This is a genomic window from Microbacterium sp. p3-SID336, assembly GCF_025143365.1.
In the GTDB taxonomy this organism is placed as follows: Bacteria; Actinomycetota; Actinomycetes; order Actinomycetales; family Microbacteriaceae; genus Microbacterium.
In genome coordinates this window covers 1-16,138 of record NZ_JALXPE010000007.1, presented here as the reverse complement: position 1 = coordinate 16,138, position 16,138 = coordinate 1, and the positions used below count along the sequence as shown (strand labels likewise).

Genomic DNA, 16,138 nt, shown 5'->3' with positions numbered 1-16,138 from the left:
CTTCCTCCTCGCCATCGATCCTTGCACATATGTGCAGTGGACTTGCGCGCGGGCGTCAGCGGGGTCGATGCTGGGGGCAAGCAAGGAAGGCAGGGTCGACGATGATCGATTCCACACACACGTCACCGGAGCGCGCCGAGGTCCGTGCAGTCCGGGAATCCGGACGCACCAGCGTCCTCGTGATCGGCGGCGGGATCAACGGCATCTCGACGTTCCGCGACCTCGCGCTGCAGGGCGTCGACGTCGTCCTCGTGGAGCGCGGGGACTTCGCCTCTGGCGCCTCCGCCGCCTCGAGCCACATGATCCACGGCGGCATCCGCTACTTGGAGAACGGCGAGTTCCGACTCGTCCGCGAGTCCGTCGAGGAGCGCAACGGCTTGCTCAAGATCGCGCCCCACTACGTCAAGCCCCTGCAGACGACGATCCCGATCTACTCCACGTTCTCGGGCATCCTCTCCGCTCCCCTGCGCTTCCTCACGCACAAGAGCGGCAAGCCGAAGGAGCGCGGCGCGTTCCTCATCAAGGTCGGCCTGACGATCTACGACACGTTCTCCCGAGACGGCGGCTCGGTGCCGCGTCACCGCTTCCTGGGCCGCAAGAAGTCGCTCGCCGAGCTTCCCTCGCTCGACCCCGACATCAAGTACACCGCGACCTACTACGACGCCTCGATGCACGATCCCGAGCGGCTCGCGCTCGACGTGCTGCAGGACGGCCGTGCCGCCCACCCCGGCGCGGTGGCGCTGAACTACGTCGAAGCGGTCGGCCGCGACGGCGAGAAGGTGCTGCTGCGTGACCGCGAGAGCGGCACCGAATTCGCCGTCACCGCCGATGTGGTCGTCAACGCGTCCGGTCCGTGGACCGACCTCACCAACGACTCGCTGGGCCTCGACAGCCGCTTCATGGGCGGCACCAAGGGCTCGCACATCGTGCTCGACCACCCGGAGCTGCTCGAGGCCACGCGCGGCCGCGAGATCTTCTTCGAGCACTCCGACGGGCGCATCGTGCTCATCTACCCGCTCAAGGGCCGCGTCCTGGTCGGCACGACCGACATCGACGCCGACCCGCGGGAGATCCCCGTGTGCACCGAGGAGGAGATCGACTACTTCTTCGATCTCATCCACCACGTGTTCCCGACCATCGCCGTCACGCGCGAGCAGATCGTGTACAACTTCTCCGGCATCCGCCCGCTCCCCCGTCACGAGGACACGGCCCCCGGCTTCGTGTCGCGCGACTACCGCGTCGAGGTCGACCGTCAGGGTGCCGTACCGCTGGTGAGCCTGGTCGGCGGCAAGTGGACCACGTTCCGCGCGCTCGGCGAGTCCCTCTCCGACACCGTGCTGGGCCTCCTCGGTCGCACCCGCACCGTCTCCACGGCGGGTCGCGCGATCGGCGGCGGCCGCGGCTTCCCGCGCACCGAGAAGGCCAAGCGCATCTGGATCCAGGAGAACCTCCCGGGCGCCGGAGGACGCTCCGAGCAGCTCCTGGCGCGCTACGGCACGCGAGCGGCCGAGGTCTGGGCGCACGTCGAGCAGGGCACGGACGAGCCGCTCGCCGGCGGCGACCTCTCTACGCGCGAGCTGGAGTGGATGGTGCAGAACGAGATGGTCGCGCGCCTGGAGGACGTGATCCTGCGACGCACCAGCATCGCGTTCACCGGTGGCGCTGACGCCGCCGTCCTCGACGAGATCGCAGACGCGCTGGCCCCGATGCTGGGCTGGGACCGCGAGCGGCACGATGCCGAGGTCGAGCAGACGCGCCTCCTCCTCAACGAACGACACGGACTCCACCTCCCGTCCCGCGCCCGCGGCTGACGGGACTCCGACCACCGCCCTCCTCGCGGTGCAACCCCCATAAGGGGTCGGGGCAGAGGGGCTCCGACCCGCAAGAAAGGTCAATGAAGACATGACTGACGTCAATCTCGGTCTTTACTTCCTGTCCGAGCTCGTCGGCACGGCCATGCTGGTGCTGCTCGGCTGCGGTGTCGTCGCGAACGTCGCCCTGGCGAAGAACAAGGGCTTCGGCGGCGGCTTCCTGATGGTCAACTGGGGATGGGGTCTCGCGGTGTTCGCCGGTGTCCTCGTCTCCGCCTACTCGGGCGCCATCCTGAACCCCGCCGTCGGCATCGGCCTCTTCGTCGCCGGCAAGATCTCGATCGCGATGTTCCTCACCGCCACCGCCGCCGAGCTCGTCGGCGCCATCCTCGGTGCGATCGTCGTATGGCTCGCGTACAAGCAGCACTTCGACGAGGAGCCGGAGGCCGCCAACAAGCTCGGCGTCTTCTCGACCGGTCCCGCGATCCGCTCGTACGGCTGGAACCTGGTCACCGAGGTCATCGGCACCTTCGTCCTCGTGTTCGTGATCTTCGCGTTCGCGGACTACGGTGACATCGAGATCGGCACGCCCGGCGGCCTCGGCCCGCTCACCGCGCTGCCCGTGGCACTGCTCGTGGTCGCGATCGGTGCGTCGCTCGGTGGTCCGACCGGCTACGCGATCAACCCGGCGCGTGACCTCGGCCCGCGCATCGCCCACGCCATCCTGCCCATCAAGGGCAAGGGTTCCAGCGACTGGTCCTACTCGTGGGTCCCCGTCGTCGGCCCGCTCATCGGTGGTGTGATCGCCGCCCTCGCCGCCCCGGCCCTGCTGGGTCTCGCCGGCTGACCTCTCATCCGCAGGGCAATTCAAAGGAGAACACATGGCTGACTACATCATCGCGATCGACCAGGGAACGACGTCGAGCCGCGCGATCATCTTCGACAAGAAGGGCAGCATCGTCGCCACCGGTCAGAAGGAGCACGAGCAGATCCTTCCGAAGGCCGGCTGGGTCGAGCACGACGCGGCAGAGATCTGGCGCAACGTGCAGGAGGTCATCGGTCTGGCCCTCGGCCGCGCCGACCTGACGCGTCACGACATCGCGGCCGTCGGCATCACCAACCAGCGCGAGACCGCCGTCGTCTGGGACAAGACCACCGGCAAGCCGGTCTACAACGCGATCGTCTGGCAGGACACGCGCACGCAGGAGATCGTCGACCGCCTCGCGGCCGACGGCGGCGTCGAGCGGTTCAAGCCGATCGTCGGCCTCCCGCTCGCGACCTACTTCTCCGGCACCAAGATCGCGTGGATCCTGGAGAACGTCGAGGGCGCGAAGGAGAAGGCGGAGGCCGGAGACCTGCTCTTCGGCACCACCGACTGCTGGGTGCTGTGGAACCTGACCGGCGGTGTCGACGGCGGTGTGCACGCCACCGACGTCACCAATGCGTCGCGGACGCTCTTCATGGATCTGGAGACGCTCGAGTGGCGCGACGACATCCTCGAGGTGTTCGGCGTGCCGCGCTCGATGATGCCCGAGATCCGCTCCTCCTCCGAGGTGTACGGCACGGCCGAGAGCTCCTCGCTGCTGCGGGAGACGCCGATCGCCGGCATCCTCGGCGACCAGCAGGCGGCGACCTTCGGGCAGGCGGCCTTCCAGAAGGGCGAGAGCAAGAACACCTACGGCACGGGCTGCTTCCTGATCTTCAACACGGGCGAAGAGGTCGTCCACTCGAAGAACGGGCTGCTGACCACGGTGGGCTACAAGCTGGGCGACCAGCCGACCCACTACGCGCTCGAGGGCTCGATCGCCGTGACCGGTTCGCTCATCCAGTGGCTGCGCGACCAGCTCGGCATCATCTCCTCGGCCCCCGAGGTGGAGAAGCTCGCCGAGCAGGTCGAGGACAACGGCGGCGTGTACATCGTCCCCGCGTTCTCCGGTCTGTTCGCCCCGTACTGGCGTCCGGACGCCCGCGGTGCGATCGTCGGCCTCACCCGCTACGCGAACAAGAACCACATCGCGCGCGCTGCCCTGGAGGCCGTGGCCTTCCAGACGCGTGACGTGCTCGACGCGGTGAACGCCGATGCCGGTGTCGACCTGAGCGAGCTCAAGGTGGACGGCGGCATGGTCGCGAACGATGCGCTCATGCAGTTCCAGGCCGATGTGCTCGGTGTTCCTGTCGTGCGGCCGGTCGTCGCGGAGACCACCGCTCTCGGTGCCGCGTATGCCGCCGGCCTCGCCGTCGGCTTCTGGAGCGGTCTCGACGATCTGTCCGCCAACTGGCAGGAGGACCGTCGCTGGGAGCCGTCGATGGACGATGCGGAGCGCGAGCGTCAGCTGCGCCTGTGGCGCAAGGCCGTCACCAAGTCGATGGACTGGGTCGACGAGGATGTGAAGTAGTCCGAATCATCGGCGAGCGGGTCCGGAGGTCTCCTCCGGGCCCGCTTCGTCGTCTGCGCGAGAGCCGGCGTCGAGCACGGCCAGGAACGCGCGCGCCACGCTCCGCGGTGCCACCGGATCCCACGCGACGTACTCGGTCCGCGCCGGTCCGTCGGCCACCGCGATCGTCACCAGCCCGTCCCCGCGCCAGCCGCGGACCACGCCAGGCGCCAGCAGCGTCACCGCGAGCCCCGCGGCCACGAGCTCGAGCAGCAGCGCCGCGGAATCGGCCTCGAACGCCACATCCCTGTCCACGCCGGCGGCCGCGAAGGCCGCATCGCTCTGCGCACGCCCCGAGGTCCCCGCGGGGAAGTCGGCGAATGTCCGATCGGCGAGATCTCTCAGCCTGAGCCGCCGCCGCCCGGCGAGCTCATGGTCCCGCGGCAGGACCGCCACCAGGCGCTGATGCAGTAGCACCCGGGAGGAGACGCCGCCCGGCTCGACCCCGTCGCGCAGTCCGAGCAGCGCCACGTCGAGCTCGTCGCCGCGGAGAGCCGCCATGAGCTCGTCGCTGTTGCCGCCCCGGAGCTCGACGCGCGTGGACGGGTGGGCGCGCCGGAAGGACTGCAGCAGCGCGGGCACGGCGACGGCCGTGACGGTGGGGATGACCCCGAGGCGCAGGGTGCCCGTGACCTCGCCGACCGTGGCCGCGGCCTCCTCCTTCGCGAGTTCTGCGGCACGCACCGCGACTCTCGCGTGGGTGAGGAACGCCTCGCCGGCCTCGGTCAGACGGACACGACGGCTCGTCCGCGCGAACAACCGCTGACCGATCTCGCGCTCGAGCGCCGCGATCTGATGGCTGAGCGCGGACTGGGTCACGAAGCAGCGCTCGGCCGCGCGAGTGAAGCTCGCCGTCTCAGCGACCTCGACGACATACCTCAGCTGCTGGAGTTCCACCTCTCCATGATCGTTGCTCATCGGTGGCATGACAACCGTGCGTTGGACTCATGGTCTCGCCGGGCGCACCCTGGAACCATGAACAGACTGACGATCGTGCTCGTGACAGCCCTCGCTCCCCTGTCCTGGGGGACGACCTATCTCGTCACCACGGAGCTGCTGCCCCCGGGGCACCCGCTGTTCGCCGGACTGCTTCGCTCTCTGCCCGCGGGGCTGCTGGCCGTCCTCCTCACGCGGCGTCTTCCGCACGGCACGTGGTGGCCGAAGATGTTCGTCCTGGGCGCGCTCAACATCGGCGCGTTCTTCCCGCTGCTCTTCCTCGCCGCCGAGCGTCTGCCCGGGGGCGTCGCAGCCGCCGTCGCCGGCGCTCAGCCGCTGATCGTGCTCGCCCTCGGCGCCCTGGTCCTCCATGAGCGGATCAGAGCGGTGAGCGCCGCCGCCGCGGTGGTCGGCGCGGGCGGGGTGGCGCTCGTCGTGCTCGGCCCCGCGGCGCAGCTCGACCTCTGGGGCGTCCTGGCAGCCCTCGGCGGTGTGAGCGCCACCGGGCTCGGGATGATCCTCACCAAGCGCTGGGGCCGACCCCAGGGCGTGGGACCCGTCGTGTACGCGGGATGGCAGCTCAGCGCCGGCGGGCTCCTGCTGCTGCCGGTGACACTCGCCGTGGAGGGCGTGCCCGCCACGATCGACGGTGGCGCTGCGCTCGGCTACCTCTGGCTGGGCACGGTCGGCGGGATCATCGCCTACACGCTCTGGTTCCGCGGGATCCAGCAGCTGCCCGTGATCGCGCCGGGACTGCTCGCCCTGCTGTCGCCCCTCGTCGCCACGGTCCTGGGCGTGCTCGTGCTCGGAGAGAGCTTCACGCCGATCCAGGCTCTCGGTCTCGCGCTCGCCCTCGGCGCCCTGGTGCTCGGGCAGCTCACCGCCCGTCCGCGCGCGGCAGCGCCCTCCCCCGTCATCGCCGAAGCGCCGCCGATGCCCACCGCACGGCGGTGAACGGGCTCAGCTCTTGCCGAAGAGCTTCTGGATCTCCGCCAGGTCCGCCTCGGTCGGCGCTGCCGTCCCGCCGCTCAGGCCGAAGCCCGATCCGGACGGTGCGGTCGAGGCCGCGAGGCCCGCGTTCTCCGCGGCGCGCTTGGCGGGATTGCCCGAGCGCGAACGCCCGCCGCCGCCGGAGCCCTTTCCCTTCTTGCCCCGCTTCGAGGAGGCGCCCGGCTTGCCCATTCCGGGCACGGGACCCATGCCGGGGATGTTCGGGGTGCCGCCGCGTGCGACGGTCTTCATCATCTTCGCCGCCTGCTCGAAGCGCTGCACGAGCTGGTTGACGTCGGTGACGGTCATGCCGGAACCGCGTGCGATGCGCAGGCGACGCGAGCCGTTCAGCACCTTGGGGTTGCGACGCTCCCCCGGCGTCATGGAGCGGATGATGGCCTCCGTGCGATCGATCTCGCGTTCGTCGAAGTCCTCCAGCTGCTGCTTCATCTGGCCCATGCCCGGCAGCATGCCGAGCATCTTCTTCATCGAGCCCATCTTCTTCATCTGCTGGAGCTGCTCGAGGAAGTCCTCCAGCGTGAAGGCCTCGTTCGCCAGCTTCTCGGCGACCTTGCGCGCCTCTTCCTCGTCGAACGCCTGCTGCGCCTGTTCGATGAGGGTGAGGATGTCACCGAGGTCGAGGATCCGGCTCGCCATGCGGTCCGGGTGGAAGGGCTCGAGGTCCTCCAGCCGCTCGCCTGTCGAGGCGAAGATGATCGGGCGGCCCGTCACCGATGCGACCGACAGGGCCGCACCACCGCGAGCGTCGCCGTCGAGCTTGGACAGCACGACGCCGGTGAAGTCCACGCCCTCCTGGAACGCCTTCGCCGTGTTGACCGCGTCCTGACCGATCATGGCGTCGATCACGAACAGGACCTCGTCCGGGTCCACGGCCTTGCGGATGTCCGCCGCCTGCTTCATGAGCTCCGCGTCCACGCCGAGTCGGCCGGCGGTGTCGATGATGACGACGTCGTGCTGCTGGCGGCGGGCATGCTCGACCCCGTCGCGGGAGACCTTGACGGGGTCGCCGACACCGTTGCCCGGCTCCGGCGCGTACACCGTGGCCCCGGCCTGCTCGGCGACCACCTGCAGCTGGTTCACGGCGTTCGGGCGCTGGAGGTCGGCCGCGACGAGGAGCGGCGTGTGCCCCTCCCCCTCGAGCTGCTTGGCGAGCTTGCCGGCGAACGTGGTCTTTCCGGAGCCCTGGAGGCCCGCGAGCATGATGACGGTGGGCGCGGTCTTGGCGAACTGCAGGCGCCGCTGCTCGCCGCCGAGGATCTGCACGAGCTCCTCGTTGACGATCTGCACGACCTGCTGCGCGGGGTTCAGCGCCTTGTTGACCTCGTCGCCGAGCGCGCGCTCACGGACCTTCGCGGTGAAGTCCTTGACGACCGCGAGGGCGACGTCGGCGTCGAGCAGGGCGCGCCGGATCTCGCGAACGGTGCCGTCGACGTCGGCGGCTGTCAGCTTTCCCTTCGTGCGCAGGTTGCGGAAGGTCTCGGTGAGCCGGTCGGAGAGGGTTCCAAAGGTAGCCATGGTGCTCCCGATTCTACGCGAGCGGAGGCCCGCCGCTCGGCGCGGGCGGCGCATGTCCCCGAGCGCGGCAGAGCCGACGTGGACCTCAGGCTGTCCAGGGCAGGTCGCCGACCACACCGAGCGCGTCATGCAGCACGGCCTCCGGGGTGCCGCGCCCCGCCCCGGCCTCTGCCCAGACGCGGAGCGAGGACAGCACGGCCGCAGCGAAGGCCGCGCCGACCACGTCGGCGCGGATCTCGTCGATGCCGGCGACACGGGCGGCCCCGGCCACGGCGGATGCCAGACGGACCATGCGCAGGCCGGTGTCCCGCACGAGCTCGTCCTGCAGCCCCATCGCGTCCGCGTTGCGGAGCGCGAGTGCCAGCGGATCGGGCGCGAAGTCGCGGACGATGTGCAGGAGGACGCCGCGCACCTCGCCGCCCGTGGCGGATCGGCCGAGCCGGCCGAGGGCTTCGACGGCCTCGCCGATGCGCTCGTCGACTCCCGACCACAGCACGTCGCTCTTCGAGGCGAAGTAGTTGAAGAAGCTGGACCGGCTCACCCCGGCGCGCTGCGTGATGTCGGCCACGGAGGTCGCGTCGTACCCGCGCTCGAGGAAGAGTTCGCACGCCGCTTCCGCGAGCGTCTCCCGCGACGACGCCTTCGGGCGCCCCGCACGACCGGACGAGTTCATCCCCTCACGGTACCGGGAGCGGCCGTCGTTGACGCGAAGGCGTATTGTTAGACGCAATCCAACTACTCGGAAGGCGAGTGATCCATGCTCGACATCCTCACCCCCGGATTCGCACCGACCCCGGTGCCCTACCTCGACGGCTGGGAGCTGCAACGGCGCGTGCACGCCGACGTCGTCGCCGGCGCCAGGCCCGACACCCTCGTCCTGCTCGAGCATGCGCCCGTGTACACCGCGGGCAAGCGCACGGAGGACCACGAGCGCCCGCAGGACGGCACCCCCGTGGTCGACGTCGACCGCGGGGGCAAGATCACCTGGCACGGTCCCGGTCAGCTCGTCGGCTACCCCATCGTGCGGCTCCCTGAGCCCATGGATGTCGTGGCACACGTCCGCCGCCTGGAGCGACTACTCATCGACGTGCTCCGCCCCTTCGGCGTGGACGGGTACCAGGTCGACGGGCGCAGCGGCGTCTGGGTCCGTCGCCCCCTCTCCGAGGACAAGGTCGCCGCGATCGGCGTGCGCGTGCAGCAGGGCGTCACGATGCACGGCTTCGCCATCAACTGCGACAACTCGCTCGCCCCGTTCCGCGACATCATCCCCTGCGGCATCACCGACGCCGGCGTGACCACCGTGAGCGAGGCCTCCGGTCGCATCGTCGGCCCGCTCGACCTCGTCGACGCCGTCCGGGACGCCTTCCTCAGCGCCCACTCCGACCCCGCCTCCCTCGGCACCCGCACCATCACCGACACCCCCACCACCGACACCGCACGGACAGGAGTCCCGGCATGACCGCCGCACCCGAGGGCCGCAAGCTCCTCCGCCTCGAGATCCGCAACGCCGAGACCCCGATCGAGCGCAAGCCGGAGTGGATCAAGACCAAGGCCAAGATGGGTCCCGAGTACACCGCCCTGCACTCCCTGGTGAAGAGCGAAGACCTGCACACCGTGTGCCAGGAGGCCGGGTGCCCCAACATCTTCGAGTGCTGGGAGGACCGCGAGGCCACGTTCCTCATCGGTGGCTCCCAGTGCACGCGACGGTGCGACTTCTGTCAGATCGACACCGGCAAGCCGGCGGACTACGACACGGACGAGCCGCGCCGCGTCGCCGAGAGCGTCGCGCGGATGAACCTGCGCTATGCCACCGTGACGAGCGTGGCCAGGGACGACCTCCCCGACACCGGGGCCTGGCTCAACGCGGAGACGGTGCGGAAGATCCACGAGCTCAACCCGAACACCGGCGTCGAGCTGCTCGCGAACGAGCACAACGCCGACCCGGCCTTCCTCGGGCAGATCTTCGACGCCCGCCCTGAGGTGTTCGCCCACAACGTGGAGACCGTGCCCCGGATCTTCAAGCGCATCCGCCCCGCGTTCCGCTATGAGCGCTCGCTGAACGTGCTGACGCAGGCCCGCGACGCCGGGCTCATCACGAAGTCCAACCTCATCCTCGGCATGGGCGAGGAGCCGGAGGAGGTCGTCCAGGCGCTCCAGGACCTGCACGACGCCGGGTGCGACATCATCACGATCACCCAGTACCTGCGACCCTCCCCTCGGCATCTCCCCGTCGCCCGCTGGGTCAAGCCCGAGGAGTTCGTCGAGTTCAAGGAGGAGGCGGAGCGCATCGGCTTCCTCGGCGTGCTCGCCGGTCCCCTCGTGCGCTCCTCGTACCGCGCGGGCCGCCTGTGGGCGCAGTCCATGGTGTCGAAGGGCCGTGAGATCCCCGCGCACCTCGCCCACATCGCGGACAGCGCCGACCTCGGATTCGCGCAGGCCGTCTGAGCTGCCCGACGGGTGGCGTCAGTCGGTGCTCATGACCGACTGCACGCTGCCGTCGGAGCCCAGGTTCACCAGCAGCACATCGTCGGTCGCGCTGTCGTCGAGCGCGTACTCCAGCACCGCGAACGGCTCGGTGCCGCCGTGCTCGTCCGCGAGGATCGTCATGCTCATGAGGCGCAGGGAACGGATGATGTCGACGGCGGCATCACCGGAGACGTCGACAAGCACGTCGGGGAGGTCGTCACCGAACGCCTCCTGCTGCTGGAGGATGTACTCGGTGACCTCGCTGGTGCGATCGTCGACCTCCGAGAGCATGCCGCGGCGCGCCGTGGCATCCACGTTCTCCAGGCCGGCGATGAGCGCGGCAGCGATGTCGAGGGCGTCCGCGGAGACGTCGTCCTGGTCCGGAGCCGTGAGATCGACGGTGACGCTCTGGTCGCCGAGCTCGACGGTCTCGGACCAGAAGATCGAGCCGTCGGGGCCCGACGACAGGAGTCCGAAGTAGTCGTGTTCGATCGCCATAACGCTATGAAACCAGCCTGCTGCCCGGTGCGGTAGTCCTGTGTCAGCCGACCAGCGCCTGCACGAACACGTGCGGCGTGAAACCGGTCAGGTCGTCGATGCCCTCACCCTGACCGAGCAGCTTCACGGGGATGCCGGTGCGCTCCTGGACCGCCAGCACGAAGCCCCCCTTGGCGGAGCCGTCGAGCTTCGTGAGCACGAGCCCGGTGACCCCGGCGTGCTGCAGGAAGGTCTCCGCCTGCATCACCCCGTTCTGGCCCGTCGTGGCGTCGAGCACGAGCAGCACCTCGCTGATCGGAGCCTGCTTCTCCACGACTCGGCGGATCTTGCCGAGCTCGTCCATCAGCCCGCCCTTGGTGTGCAGACGCCCGGCGGTGTCGATGATCGCGATCTCCATGCCCTCGCGCTTGGCATACTCGACCGTCTGGAAGGCGACGGACGCCGGGTCCTGCCCCTCCTGCTGCGGACGGACGATGGCGGCACCGCCGCGCTGCGCCCACGTCGCGAGCTGGTCGACCGCCGCTGCGCGGAACGTGTCGGCAGCGCCGACGACGACGCTGCGCTGGTAGCCGCGCAGGAACTTCGTGAACTTCCCGATCGTGGTGGTCTTGCCCACCCCGTTCACACCCACGACGAGGACCACGGCGGGACGCTCGGTCAGCTTCAGCGTGGTGTCGAACTTGGCGAAGTGCTCCTCCAGCGTCTCGCGGAGCATCCGCTGCAGATCCTTCGGGTCCGTCGTGCGGTACCGGTCGACCTTCTCGCGCAGCTCGTCGACGATGCGCTCGCTGATGTCCGGACCGAAGTCGGCGGTGATCAGCGCGGTCTCCAGGTCGTCCCACGTCGTCTCGTCGATCGTGGGCTTGACGAACATGCCGCGCAGCGCGCGACCGAGAGACCAGGACTTCTCTGCCATCCCCCCAGCCTACGGGGTGCGGCCGGGCAGACGCCTCAGCTCGCGGCGGCAGCGGCGCGGTCGCCCACCCGCTGGCCCACGACGGCAGAGACGCCGTCCTGGCGCATGGAGACGCCATACAGGGCGTCGGCGATCTCCATCGTGCGCTTCTGGTGCGTGATGACCAGCAGCTGCGAGCTCTCCCGCAGCTGCTCGAACACCGTCAGCAGGCGGCCGAGATTCGCGTCGTCCAGCGCCGCCTCCACCTCGTCGAGGATGTAGAACGGGCTCGGCCGCGCCTTGAAGATCGCGACCAGCAGGGCGACAGCGGCCAGCGACCGCTCCCCGCCCGAGAGCAGCGACAGCCGCTCGATCTTCTTCCCGACGGGCCGGACCGAGACCTCGATGCCCGTGGTGAGCATGTTGTCGGGATCGGTGAGGGAGATGCTGCCCGTGCCGCCGGGGAACAGCAGCGGGAAGACCTGCCCGAACGCCTCCTTCGTATCCTCGAACGCGCTCGCGAAGATCGTCTGCATGCGCTCGTCCAGGTCGGCGATGATCGTCAGGAGATCCTGACGCGTCTGCGTGAGGTCGGCGAGCTGCTCGGTGAGGAACGCGTGCCGCTGCTCCAGCGCCGCGAACTCCTCCAGCGCCAGCGGGTTCACCCGCCCCAGCTGCGCGAGCTTGCGCTCGGCCTCCGCCAGACGCCGCTGCTGGATGCGCCGATCGAACGGGATGGCGGTGTCGTCGAGAAGCTCGTCCGCAGCGGGCTCAGCGCCCGGATCGCGGGGAACCAGCTGATCGGGACCATATTCCGCGATGAGAATATCTTCGTCGAGGGACAGCTCGGACGACACGCGCTCGAGCAGACTGTGCAGGTGCAGCTTCTTCTCGTGGATCTGCAGTTCCAGTCCGTGCACGCTCTCCGTGAGGCCGGCCAGCCGCTCGCGCAGCGAGGTCTCCTGAGCCCGCAGCTCCACCAGCTCCTGGTTCTGCGCTGCGCGTGCCGATTCCGCCTCCGCCAGCGCGACCCTGGCCTCCGTGACGGACCGGTCGAGAGAGTCCAGGATCCGGGGCAGCTCGTCGGCGACCCCCGCTGCCGCCTCTCGTTGCGCGCGCCGGATCACCGCCCGCCGTGCAGCTTCGGCCGCCGCATCGCGTTCCTGCTCGCGCTGGCGTTCGAGCGCTGTCACCCGCGACTGCGCCGCTCGCACGCGCTCGCGCAGCGTCTCGACCTCCAGGCGCGCCCGCACCTCGCCCTCCCTCGCGAGCTCCAGCGCCTCCAGCAGACCGTCGCGCGCCGAGGCGTCGAGCACGGGCCGAGGGGCGGCGACCGCGTCGTCGAGCTCGGTCTTCGCCGCCGCGGCCTTCGCCTCGGCATCCGCGACCGCCGCCTGAGCCTGCGCGAGACCCGCCTCGAGGCGCTCGCACTCGGCGACGGCGGACTCGTGTCGCACCGTGACCCGGTTGACCTGCTCCGCGTGCGTCGCGAGCGCGGCATCGTGCTCTCGCAGCGCGCGCAAGGCATCCTTCGCCTGACGTCGGGTGCTCTCGACAGTCTCATCCGCCTCGATGCGCGCCTCACGCAGCGAGTCGACGACGATCTGGATCTCGGTCAGCCGCTCGGTCGCCGCATCGCGCTCGGCCGCCAGCTCCAGGCGCGATCGCTCGCCGCCGGACCCCGTGCGGAGCGTCTGTGCCGTCACGACATCGCCCTCGGTCGTGACAATCGTCGTCGCCGTGTCCCCGGTCGCATCGAGCGCCGCCCTGGCCACCCGCGCGGCATCGAGATGCTCAGCGACGAGCACGTGCGCCAACACACTCAGCACGCCGTCCGGCGCGGTCACGATCTCCACCGCGGGGGTCACGCCCGCGACGGCCGGGTGCCCCGTCTCCGGTTGCGTCGCCTCGGCGACCACGAAGTCCACGACGCCTCGGCGCTGCGCGGCGGCGTCAGCGGCGAGGGCGAAGGCGTCGTCGGTGGTCTCCACCAGGACACCTTCGGCAAGCGGACCGAGCACGGCCGCGATGGCCGCCTCGTACCCGGCCTTCACCTGGACGGCGTCGCCCACGAGCCCGCGGATCCCCCGGCCACCCGCGCGGACGATCTCCGCGGCGCCACCCGAGATCGACAGCGCACTGCTCAGCGCTGCGGCCTTCGCCGTGAGGGCGTCGACCTCGCGCTCCGCGGCGTGCAGGCGTTCGCGCAGCGTCTCCCGCTCCGCCTCTGCGGCCGTCGCTGCCCGCTGCGCGCTCTCATACGCGGCGGCGAACTCGACGGCGGTGCCCTCCGGCGCCTCGGCGACCTCGATGGACTCCAGTGCCTCCTCGGCCTCACGCCGGCGCGTGTGGGCGGCTTCCAGCGCATTCTCCTGGCGCAGCACGGCGCCCCGTACGGCGGCCAGCGCGGAGGCGGCCGCATCGGCCGTCCCCCGCAGGGCCGTCAGGCGCATGTCGTATTCGGACACCAGGGCGCTCTGCTCCGCGATGTCGACGTCGAGGGTGTCGAGTTCCGCGCGGGCGTGGACCACCTCGCGGCTCGCCGCCACCGCGGCGTCCTGCGCGTCGCCGAGCCCGGACGAGATCGTCTCGATCTCCTCCCTGGCCTCGTCGATCGTCGCCTGCGTCACGGTCACCGCCGTCACCGCGGCGTCGTCCTCCTCCGACCCGAGCAGCGCGAGCCGCTGGTTCGCCAGGGTGTACAGGCCGCGCATCCGCTCCTGCACCTGCTCCAGCCCGAAGGCCACACCCCGTGCTGCGTCGACCGCGACCGAGTTCTGGTCCTTCTCCAGTCGGGCGATGCTCGCTCTGACCGCCTCGGCCTGGTCCGACAGCACGAGTCGCTCGGTGTGCCGCTCCTGCTCCGTGCGCGTGTGATCCGCCAGTGCGGTGCGCAGCGCCACCACGTCGTCGGCGAACAGACGAGCCTTGGCATCGCGCACCACGGCGGCGATGGTCTGCGCCTCCCTCGCGATCTCGGCCTGGCGACCCAACGGCTTCAGCTGCCGCCTGATCTCGCCCGCGAGGTCGCTCAGTCGCGTCAGGTTCGCCTCCATGGCGTCGAGCTTGCGGAGGGTCTTCTCCTTGCGGCGACGGTGCTTGAGGATCCCCGCCGCCTCCTCGATGAACCCGCGACGGTCCTCCGGCGACGCCTGCAGCACCGTGTCCAGCCGCCCCTGCCCGACGATGACGTGCATCTCGCGGCCGAGCCCGGAGTCGCTCAGCAGCTCCTGCACGTCGAGCAGCCGGCATCCCTCGCCGTTGATGGCGTACTCGCTGGAACCGTTGCGGAACAGGGTCCGACTGATCGTCACCTCGGCGTACTCGATCGGCAGCGCACCGTCGGCGTTGTCGATCGTCAGCTGCACCTCGGCGCGCCCGAGCGGGCCGCGGGTGGAGGTGCCGGCGAAGATGACGTCCTCCATCTTCCCGCCGCGGAGCGTCTTGGCGCCCTGCTCCCCCATGACCCAGGCGAGCGCGTCCACCACGTTCGACTTGCCGGACCCGTTGGGACCGACGATGCACGTGACGCCGGGCTCGAACACGAAGCTCGTGGGCTGCGCGAAGGATTTGAACCCCTTGAGCGTCAGGCTCTTCAGATGCATGCGGGCACCGCTCGTCGGGGGAGAATCACGCCGCTACGCTACCGGAATCCTGCGGAATCGCGGGCATCCCGCGCGGGTCGCCGGCGAGCCGCAGCCGACCGCGACACGCCGGGCGTATCACGAATTGCTTGACGATCGGCTGAGAGTTTCGCTACGGTTGGCCTCCGGATCGCCACACGAAAGGAGGTTACCGATGATGATCACTCAGCACACCGCGAAGGCCAATGGCCTCGTCGCGCCCGCGCACTCCGCGCCGCGCCACGCGTTCTCGGTAGCCGCCGGCGTCCACTACAGCGCCTGCTAGGTACGCAGCCAGGGATGTCGGGCCCCCCGTGGGCCCCCTCCCCGTCACCACCTCCGCGCTCCACCCTCTGATCCCTCTTCGGATCACGGATTCCCGCCTGTATCGGATCCGATGCCTCGCATCTCCGGTGCATCGCCGCCGTCCGCACCGTCCCCGACCGGTCCTCCGGCTCGTGTGCGGTGCGTCCGCACCACCCCTCACACACCATTCGAAGGAATCATCGTGAACTCCACGCTGTCTCGCAGCACCACCCATCCGCCCGATACCGAGGACCGCGAGGTCCTCCAGATCCCCCGCGACGACGAACTGCGTCGACTGGCCCTCGCGGATCGCCTCTCCCTCCGGATCGGCCTCTGGCTGTTCCAGCGGGCGCAGCGACCGCGCAAGCCCCGTCGCAGCCTGATCTTCGATCCTGGTGACCTGTTCCTCGTCGGGGAGCAGCGCCACCGGAGCGCAGCCGAGTCGCATGCGCTGCTCATGCACGACATGCAGCGCGGAATGCGCTGATCCGCGATGAGTGCCCGTTCTGGCTCTCTCGCACCTGCGTCCCCCCCCCCCCGCCCCCCGCGGGGGGGGGGGGGGGGGGGGGGGGGCCCCCCCCCCCCCCCCCGCGGCGCAGGTTCGCCCTGTCGCTCTCCGGGAGGTCGTCGCTCGTCGCGAGC

Annotated in this window: 13 protein-coding genes; 7 read left to right on the top strand and 6 right to left on the bottom strand. The window is 70.2% G+C overall.

Features of this window, described 5'->3' with window-relative positions; translation table 11 throughout:
* The first annotated feature begins 101 nt into the window (after window positions 1–101).
* The 3 genes from M3C17_RS03215 to glpK all read left to right on the top strand — a co-directional run bounded on the left by M3C17_RS03215 (window position 102) and on the right by glpK (window position 4,207).
* Entirely contained in the window at window positions 102–1,811 is a 1,710-nt protein-coding gene (locus M3C17_RS03215; protein WP_259976199.1) for a glycerol-3-phosphate dehydrogenase/oxidase, read from the top strand.
* A gap of 91 nt (window positions 1,812–1,902) precedes the next feature.
* Window positions 1,903–2,658, top strand: coding sequence for an MIP/aquaporin family protein (locus tag M3C17_RS03210; protein ID WP_259976198.1), 756 nt, complete (start codon window positions 1,903–1,905; stop codon window positions 2,656–2,658).
* A 34-nt stretch (window positions 2,659–2,692) separates the two neighbouring features.
* Window positions 2,693–4,207, top strand: coding sequence for a glycerol kinase GlpK (glpK, locus tag M3C17_RS03205; RefSeq protein WP_259976197.1), 1,515 nt, complete (start codon window positions 2,693–2,695; stop codon window positions 4,205–4,207).
* A gap of 6 nt (window positions 4,208–4,213) precedes the next feature.
* Here glpK and M3C17_RS03200 read toward each other — a convergent pair whose 3' ends face one another.
* Complete coding sequence (locus M3C17_RS03200; protein WP_259976196.1) at window positions 4,214–5,164, bottom strand: LysR family transcriptional regulator; 951 nt, start codon at window positions 5,162–5,164, stop codon at window positions 4,214–4,216.
* Between the two features lie 57 nt (window positions 5,165–5,221).
* On the opposite strand from M3C17_RS03200, the gene M3C17_RS03195 reads away from it, so the two are divergent.
* Complete coding sequence (locus M3C17_RS03195) at window positions 5,222–6,136, top strand: EamA family transporter (RefSeq protein WP_259976195.1); 915 nt, start codon at window positions 5,222–5,224, stop codon at window positions 6,134–6,136.
* Window positions 6,137–6,142: 6 nt separating this feature from the next.
* On the opposite strand, the gene ffh is transcribed toward M3C17_RS03195, so the two are convergent.
* Both ffh and M3C17_RS03185 read right to left on the bottom strand, forming a co-directional pair.
* Complete coding sequence (ffh, locus tag M3C17_RS03190; protein WP_259976194.1) at window positions 6,143–7,708, bottom strand: signal recognition particle protein; 1,566 nt, start codon at window positions 7,706–7,708, stop codon at window positions 6,143–6,145.
* A gap of 85 nt (window positions 7,709–7,793) precedes the next feature.
* Complete coding sequence (locus M3C17_RS03185; RefSeq protein ID WP_259976193.1) at window positions 7,794–8,381, bottom strand: TetR/AcrR family transcriptional regulator; 588 nt, start codon at window positions 8,379–8,381, stop codon at window positions 7,794–7,796.
* Between the two features lie 84 nt (window positions 8,382–8,465).
* Between M3C17_RS03185 and lipB the strand changes: the two genes are divergently transcribed.
* Window positions 8,466–9,167 (top strand): lipoyl(octanoyl) transferase LipB, encoded by a 702-nt coding sequence (gene lipB, locus M3C17_RS03180; RefSeq protein WP_259976192.1) that lies wholly within the window; start codon window positions 8,466–8,468, stop codon window positions 9,165–9,167.
* A complete protein-coding gene (gene lipA, locus M3C17_RS03175; RefSeq protein WP_259976191.1) occupies window positions 9,164–10,153 on the top strand; it encodes a lipoyl synthase in 990 nt (329 codons plus the stop codon). Before lipB ends, lipA begins: the two co-directional genes overlap by 4 nt.
* Before the next feature lie 18 nt (window positions 10,154–10,171).
* Here lipA and M3C17_RS03170 read toward each other — a convergent pair whose 3' ends face one another.
* Genes M3C17_RS03170 through smc form a run of 3 tightly spaced genes read right to left on the bottom strand, consistent with a single transcriptional unit; the run spans window position 10,172 to window position 15,172 of the window.
* The gene (locus tag M3C17_RS03170; protein ID WP_259976190.1) at window positions 10,172–10,672 is read right to left on the bottom strand and encodes a DUF2004 domain-containing protein; all 501 of its coding nucleotides are present in this window, start codon (window positions 10,670–10,672) and stop codon (window positions 10,172–10,174) included.
* Window positions 10,673–10,715: 43 nt separating this feature from the next.
* Window positions 10,716–11,588 carry a signal recognition particle-docking protein FtsY gene (gene ftsY / locus M3C17_RS03165; protein WP_259976189.1) on the bottom strand — a complete coding sequence of 291 codons (873 nt, stop codon included), beginning with the start codon at window positions 11,586–11,588 and terminating at the stop codon, window positions 10,716–10,718.
* Window positions 11,589–11,623: 35 nt separating this feature from the next.
* On the bottom strand, window positions 11,624–15,172 hold the full coding sequence (gene smc / locus M3C17_RS03160) for a chromosome segregation protein SMC (RefSeq protein ID WP_259976188.1): 3,549 nt from the start codon (window positions 15,170–15,172) through the stop codon (window positions 11,624–11,626).
* Between the two features lie 526 nt (window positions 15,173–15,698).
* Between smc and M3C17_RS03155 the strand changes: the two genes are divergently transcribed.
* Window positions 15,699–15,983, top strand: coding sequence for a hypothetical protein (locus M3C17_RS03155; protein ID WP_259976187.1), 285 nt, complete (start codon window positions 15,699–15,701; stop codon window positions 15,981–15,983).
* The last annotated feature ends 155 nt before the right edge of the window (window positions 15,984–16,138 follow it).

Coding starts and splice junctions, on each gene's coding strand:
- M3C17_RS03215 (WP_259976199.1), top strand. CDS start 102: ATGATCGATTCCACACACACGTCACCGGAGCGCGCCGAGGTCCGTGCA.
- M3C17_RS03210 (WP_259976198.1), top strand. CDS start 1,903: ATGACTGACGTCAATCTCGGTCTTTACTTCCTGTCCGAGCTCGTCGGC.
- glpK (WP_259976197.1), top strand. CDS start 2,693: ATGGCTGACTACATCATCGCGATCGACCAGGGAACGACGTCGAGCCGC.
- M3C17_RS03200 (WP_259976196.1), bottom strand. CDS start 5,164: ATGAGCAACGATCATGGAGAGGTGGAACTCCAGCAGCTGAGGTATGTC.
- M3C17_RS03195 (WP_259976195.1), top strand. CDS start 5,222: ATGAACAGACTGACGATCGTGCTCGTGACAGCCCTCGCTCCCCTGTCC.
- ffh (WP_259976194.1), bottom strand. CDS start 7,708: ATGGCTACCTTTGGAACCCTCTCCGACCGGCTCACCGAGACCTTCCGC.
- M3C17_RS03185 (WP_259976193.1), bottom strand. CDS start 8,381: ATGAACTCGTCCGGTCGTGCGGGGCGCCCGAAGGCGTCGTCGCGGGAG.
- lipB (WP_259976192.1), top strand. CDS start 8,466: ATGCTCGACATCCTCACCCCCGGATTCGCACCGACCCCGGTGCCCTAC.
- lipA (WP_259976191.1), top strand. CDS start 9,164: ATGACCGCCGCACCCGAGGGCCGCAAGCTCCTCCGCCTCGAGATCCGC.
- M3C17_RS03170 (WP_259976190.1), bottom strand. CDS start 10,672: ATGGCGATCGAACACGACTACTTCGGACTCCTGTCGTCGGGCCCCGAC.
- ftsY (WP_259976189.1), bottom strand. CDS start 11,588: ATGGCAGAGAAGTCCTGGTCTCTCGGTCGCGCGCTGCGCGGCATGTTC.
- smc (WP_259976188.1), bottom strand. CDS start 15,172: ATGCATCTGAAGAGCCTGACGCTCAAGGGGTTCAAATCCTTCGCGCAG.